19 protein-coding genes are annotated in these 25,800 nt (G+C 41.3%); 10 read left to right on the top strand and 9 right to left on the bottom strand.

Annotated elements, in window-relative coordinates; all coding sequences use genetic code 11:
• The first annotated feature begins 180 nt into the window (after nt 1–180).
• The 4 genes from FD724_RS27020 (at nt 181) to FD724_RS27005 (ending at nt 3,508) form a co-directional block, all read left to right on the top strand.
• The gene (locus FD724_RS27020; protein ID WP_179074732.1) at nt 181–888 is read left to right on the top strand and encodes an SOS response-associated peptidase; all 708 of its coding nucleotides are present in this window, start codon (nt 181–183) and stop codon (nt 886–888) included.
• A gap of 191 nt (nt 889–1,079) precedes the next feature.
• A complete protein-coding gene (locus FD724_RS27015) occupies nt 1,080–1,601 on the top strand; it encodes a photosystem I assembly protein Ycf3 (protein WP_012409902.1) in 522 nt (173 codons plus the stop codon).
• Between the two features lie 83 nt (nt 1,602–1,684).
• Nucleotides 1,685–1,978, top strand: a complete 294-nt coding sequence (gene gatC, locus FD724_RS27010) for an Asp-tRNA(Asn)/Glu-tRNA(Gln) amidotransferase subunit GatC (RefSeq protein ID WP_012409901.1) — start codon at nt 1,685–1,687, stop codon at nt 1,976–1,978.
• A 1,017-nt stretch (nt 1,979–2,995) separates the two neighbouring features.
• Complete coding sequence (locus tag FD724_RS27005; RefSeq protein ID WP_012409900.1) at nt 2,996–3,508, top strand: hypothetical protein; 513 nt, start codon at nt 2,996–2,998, stop codon at nt 3,506–3,508.
• Between the two features lie 166 nt (nt 3,509–3,674).
• Here the strand turns inward: FD724_RS27005 and FD724_RS27000 are convergent, their stop codons facing one another.
• On the bottom strand, nt 3,675–4,457 hold the full coding sequence (locus FD724_RS27000) for a peptidylprolyl isomerase (protein ID WP_114082221.1): 783 nt from the start codon (nt 4,455–4,457) through the stop codon (nt 3,675–3,677).
• A gap of 381 nt (nt 4,458–4,838) precedes the next feature.
• Nucleotides 4,839–6,386, bottom strand: coding sequence for an HlyD family efflux transporter periplasmic adaptor subunit (locus FD724_RS26995; RefSeq protein WP_179074731.1), 1,548 nt, complete (start codon nt 6,384–6,386; stop codon nt 4,839–4,841).
• A 78-nt stretch (nt 6,387–6,464) separates the two neighbouring features.
• Between FD724_RS26995 and FD724_RS26990 the strand changes: the two genes are divergently transcribed.
• Complete coding sequence (locus FD724_RS26990; RefSeq protein WP_179074730.1) at nt 6,465–6,671, top strand: hypothetical protein; 207 nt, start codon at nt 6,465–6,467, stop codon at nt 6,669–6,671.
• A 7-nt stretch (nt 6,672–6,678) separates the two neighbouring features.
• Here the strand turns inward: FD724_RS26990 and FD724_RS26985 are convergent, their stop codons facing one another.
• Both FD724_RS26985 and FD724_RS26980 read right to left on the bottom strand, forming a co-directional pair.
• Nucleotides 6,679–9,741 carry a peptidase domain-containing ABC transporter gene (locus FD724_RS26985; protein ID WP_179074729.1) on the bottom strand — a complete coding sequence of 1,021 codons (3,063 nt, stop codon included), beginning with the start codon at nt 9,739–9,741 and terminating at the stop codon, nt 6,679–6,681.
• A gap of 21 nt (nt 9,742–9,762) precedes the next feature.
• Nucleotides 9,763–10,362, bottom strand: a complete 600-nt coding sequence (locus FD724_RS26980) for a helix-turn-helix domain-containing protein (RefSeq protein ID WP_114082225.1) — start codon at nt 10,360–10,362, stop codon at nt 9,763–9,765.
• 1,469 nt (nt 10,363–11,831) lie between these two features.
• Between FD724_RS26980 and FD724_RS26975 the strand changes: the two genes are divergently transcribed.
• Nucleotides 11,832–12,479 carry a Uma2 family endonuclease gene (locus FD724_RS26975; RefSeq protein WP_179075638.1) on the top strand — a complete coding sequence of 216 codons (648 nt, stop codon included), beginning with the start codon at nt 11,832–11,834 and terminating at the stop codon, nt 12,477–12,479.
• A gap of 169 nt (nt 12,480–12,648) precedes the next feature.
• On the opposite strand, the gene rpmB is transcribed toward FD724_RS26975, so the two are convergent.
• A complete protein-coding gene (gene rpmB / locus FD724_RS26970; RefSeq protein ID WP_114082227.1) occupies nt 12,649–12,885 on the bottom strand; it encodes a 50S ribosomal protein L28 in 237 nt (78 codons plus the stop codon).
• 250 nt (nt 12,886–13,135) lie between these two features.
• The gene (htpG, locus tag FD724_RS26965) at nt 13,136–15,124 is read right to left on the bottom strand and encodes a molecular chaperone HtpG (RefSeq protein ID WP_179074728.1); all 1,989 of its coding nucleotides are present in this window, start codon (nt 15,122–15,124) and stop codon (nt 13,136–13,138) included.
• Nucleotides 15,125–15,535: 411 nt separating this feature from the next.
• On the opposite strand from htpG, the gene FD724_RS26960 reads away from it, so the two are divergent.
• The 3 genes from FD724_RS26960 to FD724_RS26950 all read left to right on the top strand — a co-directional run bounded on the left by FD724_RS26960 (nt 15,536) and on the right by FD724_RS26950 (nt 18,590).
• Nucleotides 15,536–16,861, top strand: a complete 1,326-nt coding sequence (locus FD724_RS26960) for an AAA family ATPase (RefSeq protein WP_179074727.1) — start codon at nt 15,536–15,538, stop codon at nt 16,859–16,861.
• Nucleotides 16,858–18,039, top strand: coding sequence for a tetratricopeptide repeat protein (locus tag FD724_RS26955; protein WP_179074726.1), 1,182 nt, complete (start codon nt 16,858–16,860; stop codon nt 18,037–18,039). Before FD724_RS26960 ends, FD724_RS26955 begins: the two co-directional genes overlap by 4 nt.
• 98 nt (nt 18,040–18,137) lie before the next feature.
• Nucleotides 18,138–18,590, top strand: coding sequence for a hypothetical protein (locus tag FD724_RS26950; protein ID WP_256874371.1), 453 nt, complete (start codon nt 18,138–18,140; stop codon nt 18,588–18,590).
• A gap of 194 nt (nt 18,591–18,784) precedes the next feature.
• On the opposite strand, the gene clpB is transcribed toward FD724_RS26950, so the two are convergent.
• Together clpB and gloA are read right to left on the bottom strand one after the other, a co-directional pair.
• On the bottom strand, nt 18,785–21,424 hold the full coding sequence (gene clpB, locus FD724_RS26945) for an ATP-dependent chaperone ClpB (RefSeq protein ID WP_179074725.1): 2,640 nt from the start codon (nt 21,422–21,424) through the stop codon (nt 18,785–18,787).
• A gap of 591 nt (nt 21,425–22,015) precedes the next feature.
• A complete protein-coding gene (gene gloA, locus FD724_RS26940) occupies nt 22,016–22,450 on the bottom strand; it encodes a lactoylglutathione lyase (RefSeq protein ID WP_114082234.1) in 435 nt (144 codons plus the stop codon).
• A 445-nt stretch (nt 22,451–22,895) separates the two neighbouring features.
• Here gloA and eno point away from each other — a divergent pair, with 445 nt between their 5' ends.
• On the top strand, nt 22,896–24,185 hold the full coding sequence (eno, locus tag FD724_RS26935; RefSeq protein ID WP_114082235.1) for a phosphopyruvate hydratase: 1,290 nt from the start codon (nt 22,896–22,898) through the stop codon (nt 24,183–24,185).
• Between the two features lie 67 nt (nt 24,186–24,252).
• On the opposite strand, the gene argC is transcribed toward eno, so the two are convergent.
• Entirely contained in the window at nt 24,253–25,311 is a 1,059-nt protein-coding gene (argC, locus tag FD724_RS26930; protein ID WP_179074724.1) for an N-acetyl-gamma-glutamyl-phosphate reductase, read from the bottom strand.
• Between the last annotated feature and the right edge of the window lie 489 nt (nt 25,312–25,800).

The following is a 25,800-nucleotide window of genomic DNA, read 5'->3' as shown; positions in this document are numbered from 1 at the left end:
ATATGTTGATAAGTGAAGGCTTAAAATACAATATCTTACCAAAATATTTTCTCAAAACCGGATAATTTCTTTTAAAATTTAGCTTTTGAGTACTAGATAAAATTATCTGAAAAAATAAAAAAAATATTATTGATTTCTAGATTTAAATATTTAATTTAGTTAGTGGTTGGGAATAAAAGTATGTGTGGAAGATTTACTCTAAACCAGTCAGTAGAAGCTTTAGCCCAAGTTTTCCATGTCGAGCCAGTTCCAGATTTAGCAGCCAATTTTAATATTGCGCCTACCCAAATGGTGGCAACTGTGTTACAAAACCCCGAAAGCGAAAAGCGTGAATTTCAGCAGTTGCATTGGGGATTAATTCCCTCATGGGCAAAAGATGCAGGAATGGGAGCAAAGCTGATTAATGCTAGGGCAGAAACTGTTGCCGAAAAACCAGCTTTTCGTTCGGCTTTTAAACATCGTCGGTGTTTAGTGTTAGCTGATGGCTTTTATGAGTGGCAACGTCAACAAAGTAAAAGTAAAAAGCAGCCGTTTTATTTTCGTCTTGAAGATGGGCAACCCTTCGGCTTTGCCGGTTTATGGGAGAAATGGCGATCGCCTGCTAACGAAGAAATAATCTCTTGTACAATTTTGACAACGGCAGCAAACGAATTACTTCAACCTATCCACGACCGGATGCCAGTGATTCTAGAGCCAAAAGATTACGATTTATGGCTAGATTGTCAAGTCCAAACGCCCCAAACCCTACAGCAGCTATTGCGTCCCTATCCAGCGCCAGCAATGATTGCGTATCCAGTTAGCACCTTGGTAAACAACTCTCGGCATAATAGCCCAGAGTGCATCATCCCACTCAGTGAGGAGAACGCCCCCACAAATCAGTTAAATTAACTATTGAGCGTGCTAAGGGATTGGGAGATGAGGGAGATGAGGGAGATGAGGGAGCAGGGAGCAGGGGAGCAGAGGAGAAGTTGCAGTAAGTTTTTCCTCTCTGCCCCTTTGCACTTCTACCTCTTGTGCCTAGCCCAATGCCCAATGTCCCATACCCAATGCCCCATACCTAGTAATACCCAGAGACAAATATGCCAAGAACACAAAAAAACGATAATTTTGTTGACAAATCCTTTACAGTGATGGCAGATATCATCTTGAAGATCCTGCCAACTAACAAAAAAGCTAAAGAAGCGTTTGTTTATTATCGAGATGGCATGTCGGCCCAAGCAGAAGGGGAATATGCTGAAGCATTAGAATACTATGAAGAAGCTCTAACACTAGAGGAAGATACCAACGATCGCGGTTATATTCTCTACAATATGGGGCTAATCTATGCCAGCAACGGCGACCACAATAAAGCTTTAGAACTGTATCACCAGGCAATTGAGTTAAACCCACGCCTACCCCAAGCCTTGAACAATATCGCTGTGATTTATCACTACCAAGGCGAAAAGGAAAAAGAAGCAGGAGATAACGAGGCTGGCGAAGCACTCTTTGACCAAGCCGCAGACTATTGGATTCGAGCTATTCGCATGGCTCCCAATAACTACATCGAAGCCCAAAACTGGTTGAAAACCACCGGGCGATCGCAGATTGACGTATTCTTTTAGTCATTAGTCATTAGTTCTTTGTCACTTGCTAAGGACTAATGACCAATTAAAAATGAAAAATGACCAATGACAAATAACAATTTATGATTGACCAAGAACAAGTTCATAAAGTAGCTAATCTGGCTCGTTTAGAATTGACTCCAGAAGAAGAGGAACAATTTACTACCCAATTGGGTAGTATTCTGGATTATATTCAACAGTTGGATGAGCTGGATGTCAGTAACGTGCCCCCAACAACACGGGCAATTGATGTTAGCAATATCACACGAGAGGATGAATTGCAACCCTATGCTAATCGTGAAAGTATTCTTAACAGTGCGCCTGAACAGGAAGGCGAATTTTTCAAAGTTCCAAAAATTCTTAACAGCAATGAGTAAGTAACAAGACTGTTGAGCAGAGAAAATAATTGCAAAAAATCTAGATTAGTTATTTCATATCTGGGTAATCAAGAGACAATTAAACCATCCTGGACATAAATCAGTTGTTTTGTTTGATCTGCAATATTTTGTTTGTGAGTTACTATCACAATATTCATTCACTGCTCGTTCAACTCTGATAGCAAATTCATCACTTCTTGGGATATTTTGCTATCTAATGCAACCGTCGGTTCGTCTGTTATAACTAAAGTCGGCTTATTGACTGACCTTCAGAAAGTTGATTTGGGTGGTTAAAGATTCGTTCTGTTGCAGTAATCTCACCCTTATCAGTGATTTTTCTGTGCGATTCCGTCTTTGATAGATAAATTAATACCTTTAAGTATAGGAATATTAACTTTCCCTAAATAATATTTTTTGTAATAGATTCTAGATAAATTTCGAGTAGTTAGCTATGGCTGCAATGTTGTTTGTTAACCTCAAATCCAGACTGCATTAAGTATTTATACTTAATGCGTTCGATAAACATTTAAGGTATTTTTGTAAAATAAATACATACTACATTTTGAAGTTCCGTCTCTGGGTTATAACAGAAGCCGATATTAGGATAAACTGGCTTTTGAATACATCGAGAGTTCAGCAGAGACTTTGTTTTTTACTGCTGGTGACTTATTGCCAGTATCCTATCACCTTTTGCTGTATGAAACTTACTTCAAGCTACGGGAAGTCTCCCTCAAGAAGGTTTCTTAGCATCCAAAACGACTCTCACTCTTTTAAGGCTATAGCCTTAGAATATTTACAAGCTTTGCTTACGAATTAGCTGTCTCTAGAAAAAGTACCGATTTTGCTTTCTAAGCTGACATTACACCCGTTTATATGCGGATTTATGTAGCTTAATAACAAATTAGCGGATTCATTAATATTAAGCCTGTTTTACTATTTAGTTCCTTATCCTGATTTATTAGACAGCTAGAGTGTTCATTTCACTTTGTTCAATAGCTTTTAGCCCTTATCGCTCCCATGCTGACTCATCACCGCAAGCCCGTGTGCTTATCACTTATTTCTACTGACCTACCAATCTGGTCTGTTGTCGAAACTGCTGCGACATTGTATCAAAAAGATACTGATAGATTCCATTTGCTGCTAACTGCACCGCCCCTAATAAGCTGTGAAGTCGAGAGTGTCGTAAGTCCAGAGGATACGCTTCCCCAAAGTAAGAGCAAAGCTTACGCCCCTAACAGTCCGAGAATTTTGTGGCTAGAGATTTCCCCTTATCGAGTCATCATGACTATGCAAGGTAACGCTCAAGTGAGTTACCGTCACTTTTGGGAACAGGGCGTTTATGGTATTAGTCGCTATTGGTTGCCAACTGAGTCGTTGCAACCTAACGACCCTATTCGGTTACGAAATTTTACTAGTAGCCTAACTCTCAATGGACATCCTTTACCAGAGCATTTGCGTCTGGAATATGAATTGTGGGCAGAAAAAGTCCAGTTAGGATGCTACATACTTAATTTGGAAATTAAACACTGATATTTAAAGGGGATTGGGTACAGATTATTCTCTATTAGCTGTCACCTCTCCCCTAACGTCAATACTTGTAGCAATCCTATCTTAGAACAGTGGCATGGTTGCGTTGCGTAAGAGATTGGCTGCAACCAGAAAAGCGCTAAAGCCACCACAAATGATGGTAATGGTCTTAAGCCTGTATTAAAACATCTTTAGATACTTTAGAACTAGTATCCTTTGTGAGCTTTGTGACTATTTCCATAGCAGCAGTTTGTGACTTTAACCAATTAGTAAACAAGTCTCCAATGATTTTCAGTCGTCTTTGTTCGTCTAATTGAGGTTTAATGATTTCCTCAACTGCAATTATATGCACTCCTTTGGGAGTAGTTATTGGCTTGAGAATTTGTGGGGGATTAGCAGCAAAGATGGCTGCTGCAATCTCCGGTCTAAAATCAGTGCGTAGACGTATTCCTTGATATCCTCCAGCCCGGCGTATTTCGGTATTTTGGATGTATTGACGGGCGATTTGTTGAAAACTAATTTCCCCTTCTTGCAGCGCATAAAATAGTTCTAGCGCTAAATCTTCATCATCTAATACAACTTCATAAGTGACTGCTGCAATGTAATCGAGTTGGTGTGCATAAAAAAATTGTTCAGCTTTGTCTGCAAATAAATGATTTGCTAATTTGGCTGAGAGAAGGTTGTTTTCGGCTATTGCTTCAAAGTCGTCTAAAGAAAGATGATATTTTTCTAACCACGCCCAGGTATCTTCTGCCTTGAGCAGTTGGTTGGCTAAACGCAGGCTATCTGCTGCGCGTTGCAGTTCTTCTAAACCAATTTGAATACCTGCCTTTTTCGCTTCCTGTTCAATAATTTTTCTGGTTGCGATCGACTCTAATACATTAGGGATTTGGCAAGCAAGCTTTATGTGGTCAAGAATATCATCAGGAGAAACAGTCAATACATTTGACATCATTTAATTCCTCCAATGGCTAACCTAAATCATTAGGATATTATCAGGATTAATCGGACAATATTAATTACATCTATACTATAATTTTCAGATTTAATTATTTATTGCCTCTGTCTAATAGTAGCCTTAATATTTAATTTTGTGCGATTGTGAAAATCTTTTTATAAAATTAATATTTTTGCATTAAGATTATAAATACCAGTAAAAAATACAAGTAATTAAAAATCAAAATAAAATAATTTTTCACATACAAGTTGGTAATGCTTGATAGAAATTGAACCATGAGGCTCACCCCGACTTTTTTAAGAAGTCGGGGATCTTGTTGTTCATACTCTAAGCTACGGTTTAATTACCTGAAAATTGCTGTAAGTTGGCAAATTTCTAAAGCTCCAAACCACCTTGTTGTAACTTCTTAAACGGATCTAAAATAAAATCTACGATCCGGCGTTGGCGGATAATCACCTCTGCACTTGCAGTTTGACCTGGTGTTAGAGGGATACGTTTGTTGGCAGTTTGGATATAGGGCTGAAGTAGGGAGATTTCCAACTCATAGGTTTCGATGTTACCTTGATTAGCGGTTTGAACTTTCGAGTTAGGCGAAATCCAGCTAACGCGGCCTTGCACTACCCCATAATCTTGGAAGGGATAAGCATCAAATTTGATTTTAACTGGCATTCCTACCTTTAAAAAACCGCTTTGTTGGCTAGGCATCTGCGCTTTGAGAATCAAAGGAGTATTGTTGGGCGCAATTTGGGCAAGCATCTGTCCTGGTTCTACTACAGATCCTGGTTTGTGGATAGGCAATTCGAAAACTGTGCCATCAATAGGCGATCGCACTATTCGTTGTTGCATCTGTAGCTGTAAAGATGTAATCTGGCTTCCTGTTTGAGCAATTTCTGATTGCAGGTTAGTAATTTGTCCTTGTAAATCTTTAAGCTGTTCCTGATTTTTCAGCACCGCTAGTCTACCTGCTTGCACCACACTGCGATAGCTGCTTTGCTGTTCTTGCAGACTAAGTTTTGCCTGCTGAATATCTGAAAGGGCTTGACTCATCAACGAATGATAGCGGTTAAGTTCTTCTTTTAAGCGCAACTGTGCTTGTGTGATATCAGATTTTGCTTGTTCCTGTAAGCGTTGACTTTCTTCTGCAATCTTTTCTAATTCCACAACTTTGATTTGGGGAATTGCACCTTGCCGCAAAAGCTGGCGATAACGCGCAACTTCTGTGACATCTCGGCTGAAACGACTCTTCGCTAACTTTTGAGCAATTTGGGTAGAACTGATATTCTGGCTAGCTTGTTGCACTAAAGCCAATTTTTCTAGTCTTTGTGAGTTATAGGTACTCTGTTTAGCATCAAGATTCTGTTGTGCCTGACTAACTTGAGCAAGTTTTTCCAATTCTTGGGATTTATTTTGTTGCTCTTGGATGTTAATAGTCAAGATAATTTGGTTTTTTAAGAGATCCAGTTGCGATCGCCGATTCAATAAACCTTCCAGTTTTGTCTGCACTTGCTTCAAATCCGTTCGCAGCACATCAGACTCTAATTGAACTAAAATCTGTCCTGCTTTTACAGTTGAGCCTTCTTTGACATTGACGGCAGTAATACTACCAGTAACTGGACTATCTAATTTTTGGGTTGCTCCTTCAGGTTCCATGCGTCCTCTAGCACTTCCTGTTTCATCAACTTTAGAAAGCATTGCCCAAGGTAAGATGATTCCAGCAAAGCCTACCAGTAAATACAATAGGGAGCGCGTCCAGAGTTTTGGTAAGGCATCTAGTAGTTCCTCGGTGCCATAAAACCAATCATTTGCTTCAGATGTTTTTTGTGTCTGAGGATGAAAGATGGCATTTGTGTTTTCCACCAGGTGAAATTCAGTTGGTTTTGGGATAGCGAAGGCGGATGATGAATTATTAGATGGGTTTGGCATAAGAATTGGACGTTGGGGATTAGGGACAGGCTAATTTGTAATTAGGGCTAGATTGGAGATTTTGAGTATTTGGGGTAGATGAATCCAGTTCAAAGCTGGATGAATGAGTATCTGAGGTGGATGAATCCAGTTCAAAGCTGGATGAACGAGTATCTGAGGTGGATGAATCCAGTTCAAAGCTGGATGAACGAGTATCTGAGGTGGATGAATCCAGTTCAAAGCTGGATGAACGAGTATCTGAGGTGGATGAACGAATATCTAATTTCCTTCATCCCCTATTTCTGAGTCCCTTTCAACCTGTTTGCGCTAGTTGTTGCTGATTGAGATAAAAATAATGTCCTTTTTTAGCGATTAATTGCTCGTGAGTGCCGCTTTCGACCAAAATGCCCCGATCTAAAACCAAAATTAAGTCAGCATTACGCACTGTAGAGAGACGATGAGCAATAATTAAACTTGTGCGTCCTTGAAGAATTTTTGTCAGGTTGTGCTGAATAATCCGCTCAGATTCAGCATCTAAGTGACTGGTTGCTTCATCGAATATCAAGAAGCAGGGGTTTCCTAACAAAGCACGAGCGATCGCTAGGCGTTGGCGTTGTCCACCGGATAACATACCGCCACCTTCACCAATTTGGGTTTCGTAGCCCATTGGCATTAGCTTAATAAACTCATCTGCTCCTGCTAGCCGCGCCGCTTCAATAATTTCTTCTTGCGAAACTTCTGGATGAGCAATGCTGATATTCTCCTGAATCGTACCGCCAAACAAAAAGGTATCTTGGTCTACAACGCCAATTTGGGAGCGGAGCGATCGCAGAGAAATATTGGTCACATCTTGACCATCAATCAAAATTTTGCCATCCGTCGGCAGATATAGCCCTAAAATCAGTTTGGAGAGGGTTGTTTTTCCAGAACCACTACGCCCCACAACCGCTATAGTTTGCTCAGGTTTGATTTCAAAACTGAGGTTTTCTAAGACGTTAATATCACTTTCTGGATGATAACGAAAAGTCACATTTTCAAATACAATATGACCGCGTAAACTACTTAAAGTTTGACGTGGTTGAAATTGCAAATCTTCTTCTGGTTCGGCTTCTAAAACATCATTAATTCGCTCAGTGGAAATGATCACCTCTTGCAACTGATTCCAGAGGACAACGAGTCGTTGGAAAGGTCGAATAACGTTTCCTAACAACATATTAAAGGCAATCAATTGTCCAATGGTTAGTTGATTTTGAATTACCTGCCATGCGCCAAACCAAAGTAATCCTGTAGTAACTAGTGATTCGATACTAGAACTAAAGATTTGCAGTTGGTTACTAATTACCTGACCGCTAAAGGTCTTTTTAATGACATTATTCAGTAGTTCTTCCCAATGCCATCGGACTGTTTGCTCAATTGCCATTGAACGAACTGAGCGAATACCCGTGAGAGATTGAATCAAATAACTGTTTTCTTTAGCTGAAGCATTAAAAACTTCGCGGCTAATGCGGCGCAAAAAAGGTGTAGCGACCAGCGCCAATAATACAAAAGGCGGGACGATCGCTAAACTGAACAATGCCATTTGCCAGCTATACCAAAACATCAATCCTACATAGACAAATACTGTCATCAAATCCAAACCAATAGACAGTGCTTCTCCAGTTAGAAAGCGCTGAATTTTTTGGTTTTCTTGGACGCGAGAGACAATATCGCCAACGTACCGCGACTCAAAAAAAGCTAGGGGCAAGCGAAAGGTATGCTTAATAAAACCTACCAGCAGTGTTAGTGACAGACGATTGGCTGTGTGATCTAGTAGATATTGCCGCAGTCCATTCAGAGCAACGCGGAAAAAACCAAAAATTAGTAAGCCTAAACCAACGGCGTTTAAAGTTAGGGTACTACCCTGGACAATTACTCGGTCTAACAGTAGCTGGGTAAATAGAGGTGTAACTAGTCCAAACACCTGAATCAACACCGAAGCGAGAAACACTTCTAACAGTACTTGCGAGTGAGGTTTGACTAAATCAAAAAACTGCCAAAATGCTGTAGTCGCTTCTTGGGTTTCTTTGAGTAAGTCTGTGGGTTGTAATAACAGGGCGTAACCAGTCCAACCGGCTTTAAATTCGCTAGCAGTAAGGGTACGTTGACCGATGGCGGGGTCGCCAATAATTACCCGTTTTTTATTGACTTCATAGACGACAACATAGTGCTTACCTTCCCAGTGAGCGATCGCAGGTAGGGGTTGTTGGGCTAGTTTATCGAAGCTAGCTTTCACCGGACGGGTAGCAAAGCCGATACTTTCTGCGGCGGCTGTCAAACCCCGCATTGATGCCCCACTGCGACTGACGTTAGTTAAATCTCGGATGCGGTTGACATTAAAGCGCTTCCCCCAATAGCGACTAATCATCACTAGACAAGATGCTCCACAGTCGGAGGCGCTTTGTTGTTCAAAAAACGGATACCGTTTAGTCAAGCGTCCCAACCAATGCCCAGCCCTTACCTTTGGGCTAGGAAAGTACGGCCGTTGTCTTTTTTGCTTTTGTTTTGGCTCAATGCTAGGAATTGGGGATTGTGGGGATTGGGAAAAGTCTTTCCTAGTCCCCAGCCCCAAATCTCCACTCTCCAGGACAGTTTGAGGCTCTTGGGAATCTATCAACTCTGCTAATTGCGGCCAGTGTTGTAGGGCTGTTTGCCAATCTGCATTACTCAAACTGTAAGCGATCGCTGATTGCGCTACCTGCAAACTTCCCTCTTTGGGATTCAGGTAGATGTTTCCAGGTGTCAATCTTCGCCCATGAGAATCTAGCAGTTCGCCCCGATGCAGCAACCAAAGCTTGATATCTTTAGTGAGATTGGCACTTAAAGAACCACTTTCTAGATTGTGTCGCTCAAATAGAGATAGCGCTTTAAACGTCTCCTCAACGGTGCCATTATGCCCAATTAAGGAGTTGTAACAACATAACAGCAGCAAATCCCAGACCTCTGCGCGTCTTAAAAGGCGATCGCGGACACTAAGCGATGTCCGAATTACCTCTTGTAAAGTCTCTTGGTTGATATAACAAAGCTTTAAGTTTGCCGAAGCTCTAGCAACATAAGGACTAAATTCCTTTTCTGGAAATAAAGTCAACTCGCCAAATGACGATCCAGAAAAGAGAGTGGTAATTAAATTATTAGAGCTATCCAGCAGCCTGACTTTACCACCCAGGACAATAAAAATTCCTGCGTCAGTTGTAGTTGCTTGCCAAAACTGCTTTGCTACTTGTGGTTCGACAATCTTCAGCCCTCCAAGACACGTATCAAGTTCTTCCTTTGACAGCGACTTACCCAAGACTTGGGTAATTTGTTCAGCTAAATATTGCTGGGAAAACGCTGATGGCATTTTCTAACCTCCAAAACAGTATTAGTTATTGGTCTGAATTAGATTAAATGACCAATGCAAACTAGGTTCAGAGTTAGATTGCAAGTCGCAGATTGTAATGCCAGCATCTTTATTTTTGTCAGTTTCTTGTGGACAAGAATTTTTGCGCTTAGTAGAAAGTCCCATTTTTTTTAGCAGCCGATTAACATGGCGATCAGTAATTGCAATGCCAAATTCATTTGCTAAATGTTTACTTAACCATTGTGCTGTCCAGCAGCTAAATGCGTAACCATATTCACGCGGACTATTACTTACCAATTCTTTCAAGCGTTCAATATATTGATCGTTAACAGTCTTGGGTCTACCTATCGGTCGCTCATTCCATTTATGTGCTAAACCTGCCTCTGCTACACCAATCCAGTACCGTGCCATTTCTTGGGAACAACTTAAGATTTCACAGATTTGGCTTTGAGATTTACCTTTATCAGCAAGTAACATAATTTCAATCCGCCGACGATATTCTGGTTGTAAATTAGCTTGCAGGTTTTTCAGCAGTGCCTTCCGTTGGAAAGGTGTTAAGAACTTGCTCTCATGCATGTCATAGCATTCAAAAGCTTTCTCTTGACTGAAATTTTCTGACATAATTTTTATCAGTTTCTACCAAGTATAAAATGTGGGCAAATGTGTCTTTCGCAACTGTTTTTAATCCTGAGATAACAGGATTTACAACTGCAAATTAATTGAGCCTAGAAGGTTAATTAAATCTTGATGTGGTGTGCAAATAGCGACAGGTATATATACCCCTAATATTCTGATAATTTAGGAGCGATATTACTGTCATGATTCAGGTTTTAATAAATTAAAATTGGACATTAATGGTCTTCACTTGGAATAAAAATACTTCACACCATTAAACCAATCACTAGTTAGCCGCTAAAATTTGACAGATTTTCCTGAAGCCCGGTGCAATAATGGTATTGGTTAAGACCATTACCCCTAGTTGATGGTAATAGGTAAACACTTTCAAGGCTTCGGGTAGCCCTTATATTGATGATTTTACTGAGTTCTACAATACGGTTTATAGACTAACCTACTAATATTTAAGTAGGTTAAGTTTTGATTACCAACGAAAAATTGGATCTTGTTTAGTTAATGGGAAGCGAAAAACATTCAAGGTCAGGTATGAATAATAATCTACTTCTTAGACTATCTAAAATTAGTGGCTTTCTCATCAGTAGATAGTCCTAAATTTGAACCTAATTCGAAGAAAATTGCAACGTTGAAGTGACAGTTACCCAATCTTTATCTTAATCCACTATTACTTATTTAAGGATAATCCTACATCTAGTCAATAGCTTTCACAAAAAATAAAAAATATTTACCAAAACTTGATAATATTTTCACTAAAATATTACAAATCATCGGAATAAAAAAAGTAAGAGTTTAACATAGAGTTTTCGCTTTAATAATAATTGCTCATTTAAAATTTATTATCGGAACAAATGGCAAGATACCTAACTTATTGTCTGCTAAAAAATACAGGATTTTTATGAGTTTATATTAAGTCTACATCTGTCCATAGTAGGAAAACTACATCCCTTACTATCTGCCATATATATGATATATATATCTATCTATAGTATGAAAATATTCTAGTTTGGCAAAAAAGCATTTATAGACGTATTTACGACTAATTTGCTCTAGCTAAAGACAGGTTTTACTAAATTTTTGAAAAAGTTGACAGTTTTCTTTGGTTCAAGAAATATTTTTACAAGGTCATTCATTAGTTTTTGGCTTAGTATATTTAGACACTTCTAAAGAGTGTGCTTACCCTTAATTTCTTTCAAATCAAATAATTTCCTTCTCTATCTGGAAATGACTGAGGACAAATTGTAGTAACCAATAGAAACTAAATCAGGAACTAAAACCTCTGGAGTCCCCAGAGGTTTTTTCTTTAAACCATGCTCCCCTGCTGACATTTCTATGAGGAGTTAGGTGATATCCGACAACAAGCTGCGGCGTGTAGGCATTCGACAATTCGATACAAGCAAAAATTGTCGCAATGAATTAGGTAAGCTAAATTTAGATATAAGCTACTGGGAGTGAAGATGATGTTGTTGGAATTAAAGCGCATCCATGTTCCACCAGGACAAAGAGTGTTACTGCGAGATGTAACCTGGCAAGAATTGGAAACAATTCTAGAGGATTTAGGGGAACACCGTGTAGCACGAATTGCTTATGACAGGGGAATACTGGAGATTATGGCACCACTGCCAGAACATGAATATGATAAAGAAATTATTGGCGATTTAGTCAAAGCGCTTCTGGAAGAGCTAAATACTGAGTTCATCAGTCTTGGTTCTACAACTTTCAAAAACCAAGTAATGGCTCAAGGTATAGAACCTGACCAGTGTTTCTATATAAAAAATGAATCTAAAATTCGTGGAAAGAAGCGTCTAGATTTAACAGTAGACCCCCCTCCAGATTTAGCTATAGAAGTTGACATTACTTCTCGCACTCATCCTAATATTTATGAAGCTTTAAAAGTACCTGAGCTTTGGCGTTTTAACAAAGGAAAGCTCCAAATTAATGTTCTGCAAGATGGTCATTATGTAGAGTCTCAGCAAAGCCTAAATTTTCCTCAGTTTAAATTAGGTGAAGCGATTACTCAATATCTTGAGCAAACTATAACCGAAGGCAGAAATGCAACATTCAAAGCTTTTCGTCTTTGGGTACAAAAGCAGATACAACAGGGATAATTCGTAATTCGTAATGGGCTACGCTAACGTAATTCGTAATTCAGAATTAATTTTGGGTAATGAGCCGTCTAATTTCAGTTCTATTTTGGTAGGGAACCAGGATGAATAGCGGCAAAGCCGCTTATCCTGTCTCCCGTACATAGTCTCAGGTTATCAAATACCAGATTACTTAGTAATGATTGAGGTTAATACCAGCTTCTTTCGCCATTGCTTCTAACCCTTTAACTTCTAGGGTTTTAATTGCTTTGGTGGACAGCTTTAATTTGACCCAGCGATTTCCGCCAGCCCACCAAACACGCTTGCTTTGCAGATTGGCGTGCTGAAGGCGTTTTGTACGACGGTGGGAGTGAGAAACAGCAAAGGCGTTATTTGCCTTCTTACCAGTTAGTTCACAGCGACGAGACATAGCAAGTATCTCCAGATTGTTATTTTAATACAGCCTTTCCATTCTATGTCTTAGACAACAGAAGTGGAAAAGGGAGTGGGGGAGATGAGGGGAGCAGGGGGAGCAGGGGAGCAGGGGAGCAGGGGGACAAGGGGGAATTATTGAACAAGTAAGTCTCCCCCCTCTTCCTGATCTCCCTTGTCTCGTCTTCATACCCAATACTTCGGCTTCGCTCAGTACAAGTTCCCCATTCCCAATTCCCAATTCCCAACTATTTACTAGCTTGTTCAGTCAGCTTGGTGAGTACCTCATTCGATCGCTCGACGAAAGATTTCATTCCTTCAGCGTCAAATCCTTTTTGAGACATCAGCGCTAAATCGTAAACGTGTTGACAAATCAGGTTCACTAACTGATCTGTAGACGATTGACCGTCACCTTGGATAATAGTACCTTGGTTCAGATTTGCCAGATTTTGAATTAGCGGGTGAGCAGTATTCACCAGCAAAATGTGATCTTCGGGAAACTCTGCTGTTCCCTGCTGCATCATGGCATTCATTTCTCGCAGGCGGCGCAGAATCTCTGGTAAAAGAACGATCGCAGGTGGTGTACCTTGAGGATCGTCTGATTTCAAGGCTTCGGTACGGATGTTGAGTTTGGGTTTGTTGAGCGATTTCTCAAATAACTCTTTAATCGTCTCACTGCGAGTTTTGTTCGTCTTGGGATCAACAATTTCCTTATCTTTATCTTGTTCCAGCAGAGTATTGTCTAAGTCTGAGTCTACCCGTGTAAACTTGACATCCTGATATTCCCGCTCTAGGAAGTTGATAAAGTGGGTGTCAATGAAGGAGTCCATAAACAGGACTTCCAAACCTTGATTTTTGTGCAGTTCTATGTATGTAGCTTGGGTTGTTTCATCAGTGCTGTAGAAAACGCGGTTTTCGTTGCGTTCTTTGTTTCGTTCTAAATACTCTTTCAGTGTCGTGTAAGGAGCCGTGGGAGTTGAGTTTTCAGCACTGGGTGAAGGAGTCACATCTTGCCAAGCATCCCCATCTGAAGACTGGACTTCAACTACTGGAGTTTCAGCAGCAGCTTTCTCTGTCAGCTTGGCGGTGGTGCGGAAGACGATGATATCTTCGATTTGCTTTTTGAATTTATCGTCGTTGAGAACGCCAAATTTTACAAAGGTGCCGAGGTCTTTCCAAGCACTGATGTATTGTTCACGATTATCGCGGAAAAGTTCTTTGAGGCGATCGCCTACTTTTTTGGCAATGTAGTCGCCAATTCGCTTCACAGTGCGATCGCCTTGCAAGGCACTCCGCGATACGTTCAGGGGAATATCGGTGCTATCAATCACACCCCGCATCGGCATCAAAAATTGCGGAATAATTTCTTCGCAGTTGTCACTAACAAAAACTTGATTGCAAAATAGCTTGATCTGACCTTTCGTAACATCTACATCCGGTCGCATTTTGGGGAAATACAAAATCCCGTTGATGATAAAGGGATAGTCTGTATTTAAATGCACCCACAACAGAGGTTCTTCCTGAAAAGGATACAGGTAGCGGTAAAACTCTAAATACTCTTCTTGACTCAGATTACTCGGAGACTCTCGCCACGGTGCTTTTTGCTTATTTAATACCTCACCTTCTAGTTTTATTGGTACTGGTAAAAAGTCGCAGTAGGTCTTGACAAGATTCTTAATTCGTGCGGACTCTAAAAATTCCTCCTCTTCTCCTTGGAGACTGAGAGTAATAGTAGTACCACGAGTTGTCCGGGACGAATCTTCTAGGGTGAAAGCTGGGGAACCATCACAAGTCCAGTGAACCGCCTGCGCCCCTTCTTGATAGGAGAGAGTATCAATTTCTACCTTTTGCGCCACCATGAATGAAGAGTAGAAACCAAGACCGAAATGCCCAATTATGGGTTGATCTGATTTGCCTTCATATTTATGAATAAATTCTTCAGCGCTAGAGAAGGCAACCTGATTGATATATTTCTTAACTTCATCTGCGGTCATCCCGATACCGTTATCGGAGATGGATAGGGTTTTGTTATCTTTGTCAATGGCAATTTCAATTTCTGGTTCGCCGATATCTCCAGCGTAATCTCCAGCGCGGGATACCATTTTCAGCTTTTGGATAGCGTCTACAGCGTTGGATACGAGTTCCCGCAAGAAAATTTGATGATCTGAGTAGAGCGACTTCTTAATGATCGGGAAAATATTATCAGTATGAATACTGATAGTGCCTTGTTCTAGCATAATTGGTAATTTTTCGATGTTAGTATCTGAAATGATGATAGTGGCTTATACAGCCTAGGGCGTGTTTTCAAACTATTCGTTTAGCCTCCTAATTTTTTAGATACCCCTAAATCCCCCTTAAAAAGGGGGACTTTAAGAAATTCTTAGCCCCCCTTTTTAAGGGGGGTTGGGGGGATCTAAGACTTTGAAAACAAGCCCTAGCCCTCTGCTTTCCAGGATAAACCCGGAGAATACAGAAGGACATGATACCAATTAGGATTTTAAAAGCATAGCTTAGGCGATCGCACCTTTTTTGAGCATTGTTTGCCCCCATTTCTGATTCGGATTTCCCTACTTCCTAGTACAGACGCGATTAATCGCGTCTCTGCTTAATCTCCATTATTATGAGCATGATTGCTATATTTTTTACCTATGGTTAATAGTTCTGACTTACTCGCAAAACTCTACAATGCCTTTAACCCCTTTGAACCCTTACCCGCAGGCGATCCAAAATATGTAGATTGTCAGGATGTGCGGGGAGATGCGGATATTGAGCAAGAGTTGGGAAATCGGATGCGATTGGCAGATACAAATACTTGCCAATTGTATTCTGGCCATCGGGGTGCGGGGAAGTCTACAGAATTACTCAGGTTAAAGAAATATTTAGAAAATCGGGAATTTTATGTTGTGTATTTTGCGGCTGATGAAGAGGATATCGATTCTGAAGATGCCCAATATACAGATATACTCCTCGCCTGTACCCGCCGTTTGCTCAAAGATTTAAAAGAAATTGCTAGTCCTCGTCCTATACTCGACTGGTTAAAAGGTCGTTGGGAAGATTTGAAAGATTTGGCGCAGACTCCCATAGAATTTGAGAGTCTGGGAGTAGAAGCACAATTAACTCAATTCGCCAAGTTGACCGCAAATTTAAGGGCTGTTCCTGAATTACGCCAGAAGATTCGCCAAAAAATTGATCCTTACACCGTCACTTTAATTCAGGTGTTAAATGAATTTTTGTTGGATGCAAAACAGCACTTACCTAATGGCTACAAGAAACTGGCGGTGATTGTCGATAACTTAGACCGGATGGTGTTAGTCAAAGATGGAGAACGCACCAACTATGAAGAAGTTTTTTTAGACCGTAGCGAACAACTCCAAGCTTTAGATTGCCATTTGATTTACACTGTCCCGATTTCAATGGTCTATTCTACCAGGGCAACAGACCTCAGAGATATCTACGGCGACCCCCAAATTTTGCCGATGATTATGGTAAACACTCTCAAGGGCGAAGTTTACCAGCCAGGACTCAAGAAAGTTAAGGAAGTAATTAACAAGCGAGTCCGGCAAATTGCACCAGAGCTATCACTAGAAACAGAAATTTTCGACAGTCCCCAAACCTTAGACAGACTTTGTTTAATGAGTGGAGGTCATGTGAGGAATTTGCTATTGTTAACTCAAGATGCCTTTGGACGCACTGAAGAGTTACCTGTTTCAGAAAAGGCAGTGCGACGAGCAATTACTCAAGCTAGAGATACTTATCGCCGCGCTGTAGAAAATCATCAATGGTGTCTGTTAGCCGAAGTGTCTTGTTCTAAGCGCATTATTAATGATAACTTGTATCGGAGTTTGATGTATAATCGCTGTCTTTTAGAATACCGCTATTTGGATGATGATGGAGAGATGCAGCGTTGGTATGATATTCATCCATTGATTCAAGGAATTCCAGAATTTAAAGAAGCTGTAACGAAACTTGCATGAACCCAAATTTAAGTGATTGGGATGATGATTTACCCCCAGAACCAGAAGAAGCTTATCAAGACTTGCTTCGCGCACTGAAGCGTAAATCAGGATTTGGTTTGTTTTTTGTCCAATGTACACCTGGAGAAGCAGACAAGTTTATTGTCAAACTTCCCCAGGAGATTCCGCAGAAGAAGATTACAGTTTTACGCTTGGTTGAGGCAATTGATAATTTATATGAGCTAGTAGCAGAGTCTATTAAAAACAAGCAAGTTGATATTTTATTGATTAAAGGTTTGGAATATTCTTTATATAAGTATGAACAAAGAAATTTTGGTGAAATTACCGAAGGACAATTTAGCAATTTAACTAGTGTTCCGCATATTTTAAATCACTTAAACCAGCAGCGAGAACGCTTTAGAGATGATTTTGCAATTAGCTTTGTTTTTCTTGTGCGTTCATTTTCGATAAACTATTTTATTCATCGCGCCCCAGATTTTTTTGATTGGCGTTCTGGAGTGTTTGAATTACCGACAACGCCGGAAGTAGTAGAGCAAGAATCAAATCGCTTGCTGTTGGAAGGAGACTATGAAGAATATTTAAAACTCAGCCCTGAACAAAAAATTGAAAAAGTTATAGAAATTCAAGATTTGCTGACCGAAAAACATCAGACAGATAATCGTAAAGCAAGTTTACTATTGAAACTGGGAAATTTATTAATTACCGCTAATGAATACGAAGCAGTGATCGCATTTTACGACCAAGCACTGAAAATTAAACCTGATGACAACCAAGTTTGGTACAATCGAGGCTATGTGCTACACAATTTAGGACGCTATGAAGAAGCGCTCGCATCTTACAACCAAGCATTAAAAATTCAACCTTATGAAGACAAAGCTTGGTACAACCGGGGCATTGCGCTATTTAATTTGGGGCGCTATAAAGAAGCGCTCGCATCCTACAACCAAGCACTGAAAATTAGACCTGATAAAGATGAAGCTTGGAACAATCGGGGCATTGTGCAATTTAATTTAGGACGCTACGAAGAAGCGCTTGCATCCTACGACCAAGCACTGAAAATTAAACCTGATAAAGATGAAGCTTGGAACAACGGAAGAATTGCTCTCAGAAAGTTGAAATGGCAAAAATTTACTCAGGTTGTGACAAGATTTTTGCAAATTATTAGTTTTAGGCGTTAATTCAAGAGTAGCGATCCCATTCATACTACTTCTAATTAAAAGCGATGCCCATAAATTATCAATTACAGAGTTAACCTATCTAAAGAAAAGTAAATCAAATGTCAGAAACAATCAATCTTGAAAAAGTAGTACTAGATAATCTCCGAATTCTCTCAAACGAGAAGCAACAGCAAGTACTATATTTTGTCGAGTTTCTTGTACAAAAAACAGCAAATTGTAAGCAGCTAGACAATGAAAATTCAGATTTTAGTATTACATCAACTTCTCAACCAAAACGACTATTTCTCAGAGAAATTGCTCGGCGACCTGTGGCAGAACGTCACAAAATACTAGAACCCTTTATTGCCGCCACTGCCGAAGATTTTTTGAATGACCCGGAATTAACAGAATTCTCAGTTTTAGATCGTGAAGATTGGGAAACTGAGAATGACAACATAATTCATGTAGGAGAACCCGAAAGCACCCACAACCATGATGGCTTTTTGAATGGCTATATATTAAAAGATGAGGGACTTTATGATGACTATGCAAATCAGAAGGAAAATACTTAAAAAAAGTATGAAATTTATATATTAAATCTCAGTTTTAAGCAGCTTAAATTAAAAGCGATGGCACATACATATAGTAATCGTAAATTATTTGTGGAAAGTTAGATCCCTGACTTCTCAAAGAAGTCGGGGATCTGGACACCTAGCGATCACCATTTCACTTTACCGCTTCTACGATTTCTAATCGCCTTCTTAGACTATGTAGCAATCTGTGGTACTGACACCTTCACCAGCACTTTTTTGCTAAAAGACAGACCGTTCTCATTTTTGTCAATGATAATCGTGTCTCCAGAGATAAAAGTATTCTCCAATAACTTGGTGGCGAGGGGGTTTTCTACTTCTCGCTGAATTGCGCGTTTGAGTGGACGCGCACCATAAACAGGGTCATAGCCTGATTCCACAAGGTGATCGCAAGCAGCTTGGGATATCTCAAAGAAGATTTTTTGCTCGCGCAGGAGATTTTCTACTCGCTTGAGTTGAATACGGATGATCTGCCGCATTTCGGTGCGATTTAGGGTATGGAAGAGAATAATATCATCGACGCGGTTGAGAAATTCTGGGCGGAAATGCGATCGCAAACCTTCCATTACCCGCTTCCGCATCGTTTCATACTGAGAATCACCAGATACATCCAAAATATGTTCGCTACCTATGTTACTGGTCATCACAATAACGCTGTTACGAAAATCTACTGTTCTTCCTTGAGAGTCAGTAATTCTCCCATCATCTAACACCTGCAATAAAATATTGAACACATCTGGGTGCGCCTTTTCCACTTCATCCAACAGCACCACTGAGTAAGGACGGCGGCGAACTGCCTCGGAAAGTTGACCACCTTCTTCATAGCCTACGTATCCTGGAGGCGCACCCACTAACCGAGAAACTGAGTGTTTTTCCATATACTCAGACATATCCAAGCGCACCAAGGCATCATCAGAATCAAAGAGAAACTGAGCTAAAGCACGGGCGAGTTCGGTTTTGCCCACTCCCGTAGGACCCATGAACAAAAATGAACCAATGGGGCGCGAGGGGTCTTTCATCCCCGCACGGGCGCGGCGAATCGCTGCTGCTACAGCTTCTACAGCCTCTTCTTGCCCAATCACTCGTTGATGTAAATGACTTTCTAATTGCAGTAGTTTTTGCCGTTCTGATTCCAACAAGCGATTGACGGGAATTCCTGTCCATTTAGCGACGATTTCGGCAATATCGGCTTCAGTAACTTGTTCTCGCAACAACGTCGAACCTTGGTTTTGAATTTCTAAAAGGCTCGCTTCTTTGGCTTCGCGCTCGTGCTGTACTCCTTCCAATTTGCCATATTTCAGTTGAGCAGCTTTATTTAAGTCATAAGCACGTTCCGCCTGTTCAATTTGCACTCGCAGAGCATCTTCTTCTTTCTTTAAGGCGCTTATTGCCTCCAATATCTGCTTTTCACCTTGCCATTGCTCATTAAATACTTGCTGTTTTTCGGTCAAATTAGCGATTTCTTGCTCAATTCGCTCCAAACGCTCTTTAGTTTGGGCAGTACCCTTTTCTTCACCAGCTAATGACAGCTTTTCCATTTCTAACTGCATGAGGCGGCGATCGATGGTTTCCAATTCTGCTGGTTTGGAGGTAATCTCCATTTTCAACTGTGCTGCGGCTTCATCCACCAAATCGATGGCTTTATCTGGTAAGAAGCGATCGCTAATATAACGCGCTGATAGAGTTGCTGCTGCTACCAAAGCCGAATCAGAAATTTTGACGTTGTGATGTACTTCATAGCGTTCTTTCAATCCCCGCAGAATGGAAATAGTATTTTCCACACTTGGCTGATCGACAAATACTTGCTGAAAGCGGCGTTCTAGGGCGGCATCTTTCTCAATGTGTTTGCGGAACTCGTCGAGGGTAGTTGCACCAATACAACGCAGTTCTCCCCGCGCCAGCATTGGTTTGAGCAGATTTCCGGCATCCATAGCCCCTTGTTGGCTGGAACCTGTACCGACTACGGTATGTAGTTCGTCGATAAATAGGACAATTTGGCCGTTAGAGTCCATAACTTCTTTGAGGACAGCTTTCAGGCGTTCTTCAAATTCTCCTCGCAATTTTGCCCCAGCAATCAAACTACCGATGTCTAAAGAGATCAGTTGGCGGTTTTTCAGAGATTCGGGAACGTCACCGTTTACCATCCGTTGTGCTAAAGCTTCTGCGATCGCAGTTTTACCTACGCCAGGTTCACCAATCAAGACTGGGTTATTTTTGCTCCGACGAGATAATACTTGAATTACCCGCCGAATTTCGTCATCTCGCCCAATTACCGGGTCGAGTTTTCCAGCTTTTGCCTGTTCTGTTAAATCTCTACCAAATTTTTGTAAGGCTTCATAGCGCGATTCTGGGCTTTGATCTGTTACCTTTTGGCTACCGCGAACGGCTTTGATAGTAGCTTCTAGTTTAGCTGCGTCCGCACTAAAGCTTTTGAGGATCTTTCGTCCAATGCGATCGTCTTCAGCAAAAGCCAAAAGTATATGTTCTACGGAAATGTAGGAGTCTTTCATCCTGACTCTAGCTTCCTCAGCTTTATCTAGTAAAACATCTAAACTACGGCTAAGATAAAGCTGATCGCTTTTACCAACTTTGGGCTGACGTTGGATAAAGGCTTCTAACTGCTGTTGAAAGCGGATTGGATCGACCTCAGATCGAGCCAGGATACGTATTGCTAGACTAGTGGGTTCTTCTAACAGGGCAATAATTAAATGTTCAACATCTAGTTGCTGTTGTTGATAAGCACGGACTATATCCTGAGATTTAACAATTGCTTCCCAGGCTTTATCAGTAAATTTATTCGGATCTGTAGGTTGCATCTTTATAATTTTGGAATTTTGATTTTTAGTTTAGGGATTGGGCATTGGGGACTGGATATTGGGGATTGGAAAAACTTTTACTTAGTCACTAATTCCTAGTGCCTAGTCCCCAGTCCCTAATTATCCAAACATTCTCAGCGTATATCCGTGTGTATCTCCAGTGGCAATTTAGGAATGGTAATTTGGTGATAGTTTAATCTACTACCTATTTTCTAATTTAACGTGTCGGGGAAGTCCCCACTTTCTCTGCGAGACGCTAACGCGAACAATGTACTCATAAGGTGGGGATTGTAAGCGGGTACTAAGGATTGCATCCGCTATTGTTTTTTTGTGTAAACAAAAACAATAGCGGATGTATGACGAAGCACCAAAATTTTCTGATAAGCTTTGGATTATCTTGACCACCAATGCCGTAAGCGAAAACCAAGCTGGATAGGTATGTGTCGCAAGAGAAAGGTTTGGGTCTTAGGAACCAGGACTCCTGCCCTTGGAGGGAATGTCAGACCAATAGAACTACAAATTTCTGGAGGCTGTTCCCGATGAATTGGGAAGCTCCGTCCGTCTTACGGCGGGGTAGTTCACTTATAAGAATTACTGACTCACAAGTTGCTCTTGTGATTCCTGTTTGGCTGCCGAACCTTGAGATCCTAGTTGAATCAGTTCAATTTTATACCCATCTGGATCTTCCACAAAAGCAATTACTGTCGAACCATGTTTCATCGGCCCTGGTTCGCGCACGACTTTACCGCCCTGATTGCGGATTTCTTCACAGGTAGCGTAAATATCATCAACTCCAAGGGCAATGTGACCGTAAGCATTACCCAATTCATATTTTTCCACACCCCAGTTGTAGGTTAGTTCAATTACTGCGTTGTCGCTTTCGTCACCATAGCCCACAAAAGCCAGGGTAAATTCTCCCCCTGGATAATCTTTTCGGCGCAGTAATTTCATACCCAAAAGTTCACAGTAGAACTTCAACGACTCTTCCAGATTTGCTACCCGTAGCATTGTATGTAGTAATCGCATATTGACCTTTTCTGTGTAATTGATTTAGTGTTATTCTCTGCAAACATTTTACCTAGCTGACAGTCTTCAGGAGAAATGCCATCAGGGAAAAATTGAAGAAGAATTCAGAAGTCAGAATGGGCTAAACGCCCCGCTACCGCTAACAGGAGTCAGAATGCAAGACGCGACGCTAAAAGACTCGCTAACGCTTTGCTATCGTGGACTCGCTAACGCTGCGCTATCCACCAGTCGCACAGAATACCCAACTGAATTCTGGCTCCTGACTCCTGAATTCTGTTTCGATCAAATAAACATTCCCTTACCCATTTTTGGTGTTGTTCCCGATCCATATAATGGAAATCTTCTTTAATCTCAGCCAATAAAGTCTCTTAACAGCATAAGCTAGCGATTGGGTTAGGCAACTGGACTGGGTGCGTAACACACTCGAATAAAGGATAAAGTACAGATGAGTAAATTTTTAGACACTGCAATTGAAGCGATCGCAGCCCGTGAAATTCTTGATTCACGCGGTAGACCAACAATTGAAGCCGAAGTGCATTTAGCCAATGGTGTTGTCGGACTAGCGCAGGTTCCCAGTGGTGCTTCCACAGGCACTTTTGAGGCTCACGAACTGCGTGATGGCGATAAAAGCCGTTATGGGGGCAAAGGCGTACTCAAGGCAGTAAAAAACGTCAAAGAAGCACTTGCACCAAAATTAATAGGCTTGGATGCCCTCAACCAAGAACTCCTAGACCGGACGATGATCGCCATAGATGGTTCTCCTAACAAATCCAGTTTGGGCGCGAATGCGATTTTGGGGGTTTCCTTAGCAGCAGCTAAAGCAGGTGCTGAATCTCTAGATATTCCTCTATATCGCTATTTGGGTGGCCCTTTAGCGAATTTGCTCCCAGTGCCGTTGATGAACGTAATTAACGGTGGCGCACACGCATCAAATAACGTGGATTTTCAAGAGTTTATGATTGTCCCAATTGGCGCAACTTCTTTTCGGGAAGCATTGCGCTGGGGTGCAGAAGTGTTTGCTACCCTCAGCCAGGTATTAGATGAAAAGGGTTTGCTTACTGGTGTAGGCGATGAAGGCGGCTTTGCCCCGAACCTAGAATCTAATCAGGTGGCTTTGGAACTGCTAGTTGCTGCCATTAAAAAAGCTGGTTACAAGCCAGGAGAAGAAGTAGCTTTAGCTTTAGATGTTGCAGCTAGCGAATTTTACAAAAATGGCCAGTATGTTTACGATGGTAAACCTCACGCCCCAGCTGAGTTTATCGATTATTTAGGACAACTTGTTGACCAATACCCAATTGTCTCAATTGAGGATGGTTTACATGAAGAAGATTGGCAAAGTTGGCAATTGCTGACCCAGAAGTTAGGTTCGCGGGTGCAATTGGTAGGGGATGATTTGTTTGTAACGAACGCTACTCGTTTGCAAAGAGGCATCCAAGAAAAAGCCGCTAACGCCATTTTGATTAAACTCAATCAAATTGGTTCTCTCACCGAAACCTTGGAAACGATTGATTTGGCAACTCGTAATAGCATCCGTTCAGTAATTAGCCATCGTTCTGGTGAAACCGAAGATACAACGATCGCTGATTTAGCTGTAGCAACCCGTGCCGGTCAAATCAAAACAGGTTCCCTCTGTCGCAGCGAACGGGTAGCAAAATATAATCGCTTGCTGCGAATTGAAGACGAACTAGGCGATCGCGCCGTTTATGCTGGTGCTGTGGGTTTAGGGCCGAAGTAGGGAATAGGGAATAGGTTACAGGTTACAGGTATTTTCTGTCCCCTGTACCCTGTCCCCTTTCCCCTAATTAAGGATAAAACCCCAACTTGGGCAACCCCAAAGTTTCATCCCAGCCCATCATTAGGTTTAGACATTGAATCGCTTGACCCGCCTGCCCTTTAATTAGATTGTCAATTGCCGACATGACAATCACCCGACCTGTGCGCGAGTCAACTTCTACGCCGATGTAACAAAGATTGCTGCCGTTAGCCCATTTGGTTTGGGGATAAATGCCGCTACCGCAGACTTTTACCCAAGGAGAGTTGCGGTAGAAGGCTGAGAAAATTGTGATTAAGTCATCTCGCACTAGACCGGGATCGCTCATTTTGGCATATACCGTTGCCAAAATCCCGCGTACCATTGGGACAAGATGCGGTGTAAATTGGATCATCAGTTCGTGACCAGCTAAGTCACTGCAAATTTGCTCAATTTCTGGGGTATGACGGTGACGGCCGATATTGAAAGCTGCGATGGAATTATCTGCTTCAGATAGTAATAAGTTGGTTTGAGGTTGCCGTCCACTGCTAGATGTGCCAGCCTTGGCATCGATAATAGCTGTTTCTGGGACGATTAAGCCTTGCTTTAAGAGTGGCGAAAGTGCAAGGAGACTAGCAGTGGGATAGGAACCAGGACAGCCAATAAGTTGAGCTTCGGCAATGCGATCGCGATAAAGTTCTGGTAATCCATAAACTGCTGTAGCTGCAATGGTGCGATCGCTTCTCTCAATGCCATACCAATTTGTATAAGTTGTCAAATCCCTGAACCGATAGTCTGCACTCAGATCCAGCACTTTACATCCTTTTTCTAATAGTTTGGGCGCGATTTGGCAAGCCAGACCATTTGGTAAAGACAGGAAAACTACTTCACAGCGATGAGCAATTATTTCTGGTTCTACCGCTTCTATTGGTAGATTAGTGGCATGAGCCAGATGCGGGTACAAATCCCCAAAGGATTTACCGATACCACTCTCACCACCTAAATAAACCAGTTCGACTTCTGGATGATCCATCAGTAGCCGTACTAACTGCACTTCGCCATAGCCCGACGCGCCAACAATCCCAACGGGTACGCGTCTAAATTTGCCCATGATCTGAAATCCTTATCCCATGAATAGTTAATTCGTTCTCAGCTATCAACAATATCAGCGACTAGACTCTTAGCGTACAAAACACCTAAAACCCCTCTACTTTTTTCGGACGGAAAGTAAGAAGACGCGGCGAAGTGACAAAATATTCTATTTGTCCCCCCTTATGAATGGCACTAAGAAAACCTGAAACCTTTGTTTGAGGGAGGTGTGGGAGGTGTGGGAGGATGGGGAAGAAGTCTTACCCCCCACACTCCCCACACTCCCCACACTCAAAAGCCAGTTAAATCAAGGGTTTGCGCTTATCTTAATGCCATTTGTCCCCCTTATCTTGTTCATCCTTGGCTGTCGCTGCACTTTAAATTCCCATTTTGAACGGCAAAAATTTTTGCCCTGTTATCAAATCATTGCTAGTCTACTTCTCTGCCTTATAAAGGAGCTACAATCTAAAAGAAGAAATTGTAAAAAAAATTTACGTTGGTAGCTGGAAAT

This window comes from Nostoc sp. C057 (assembly GCF_013393925.1).
GTDB lineage: Bacteria > Cyanobacteriota > Cyanobacteriia > Cyanobacteriales > Nostocaceae > Nostoc > Nostoc muscorum_A.
Note: the sequence above shows the minus strand (reverse complement) of the source record. Positions and strands in the feature narration are given on the sequence as shown.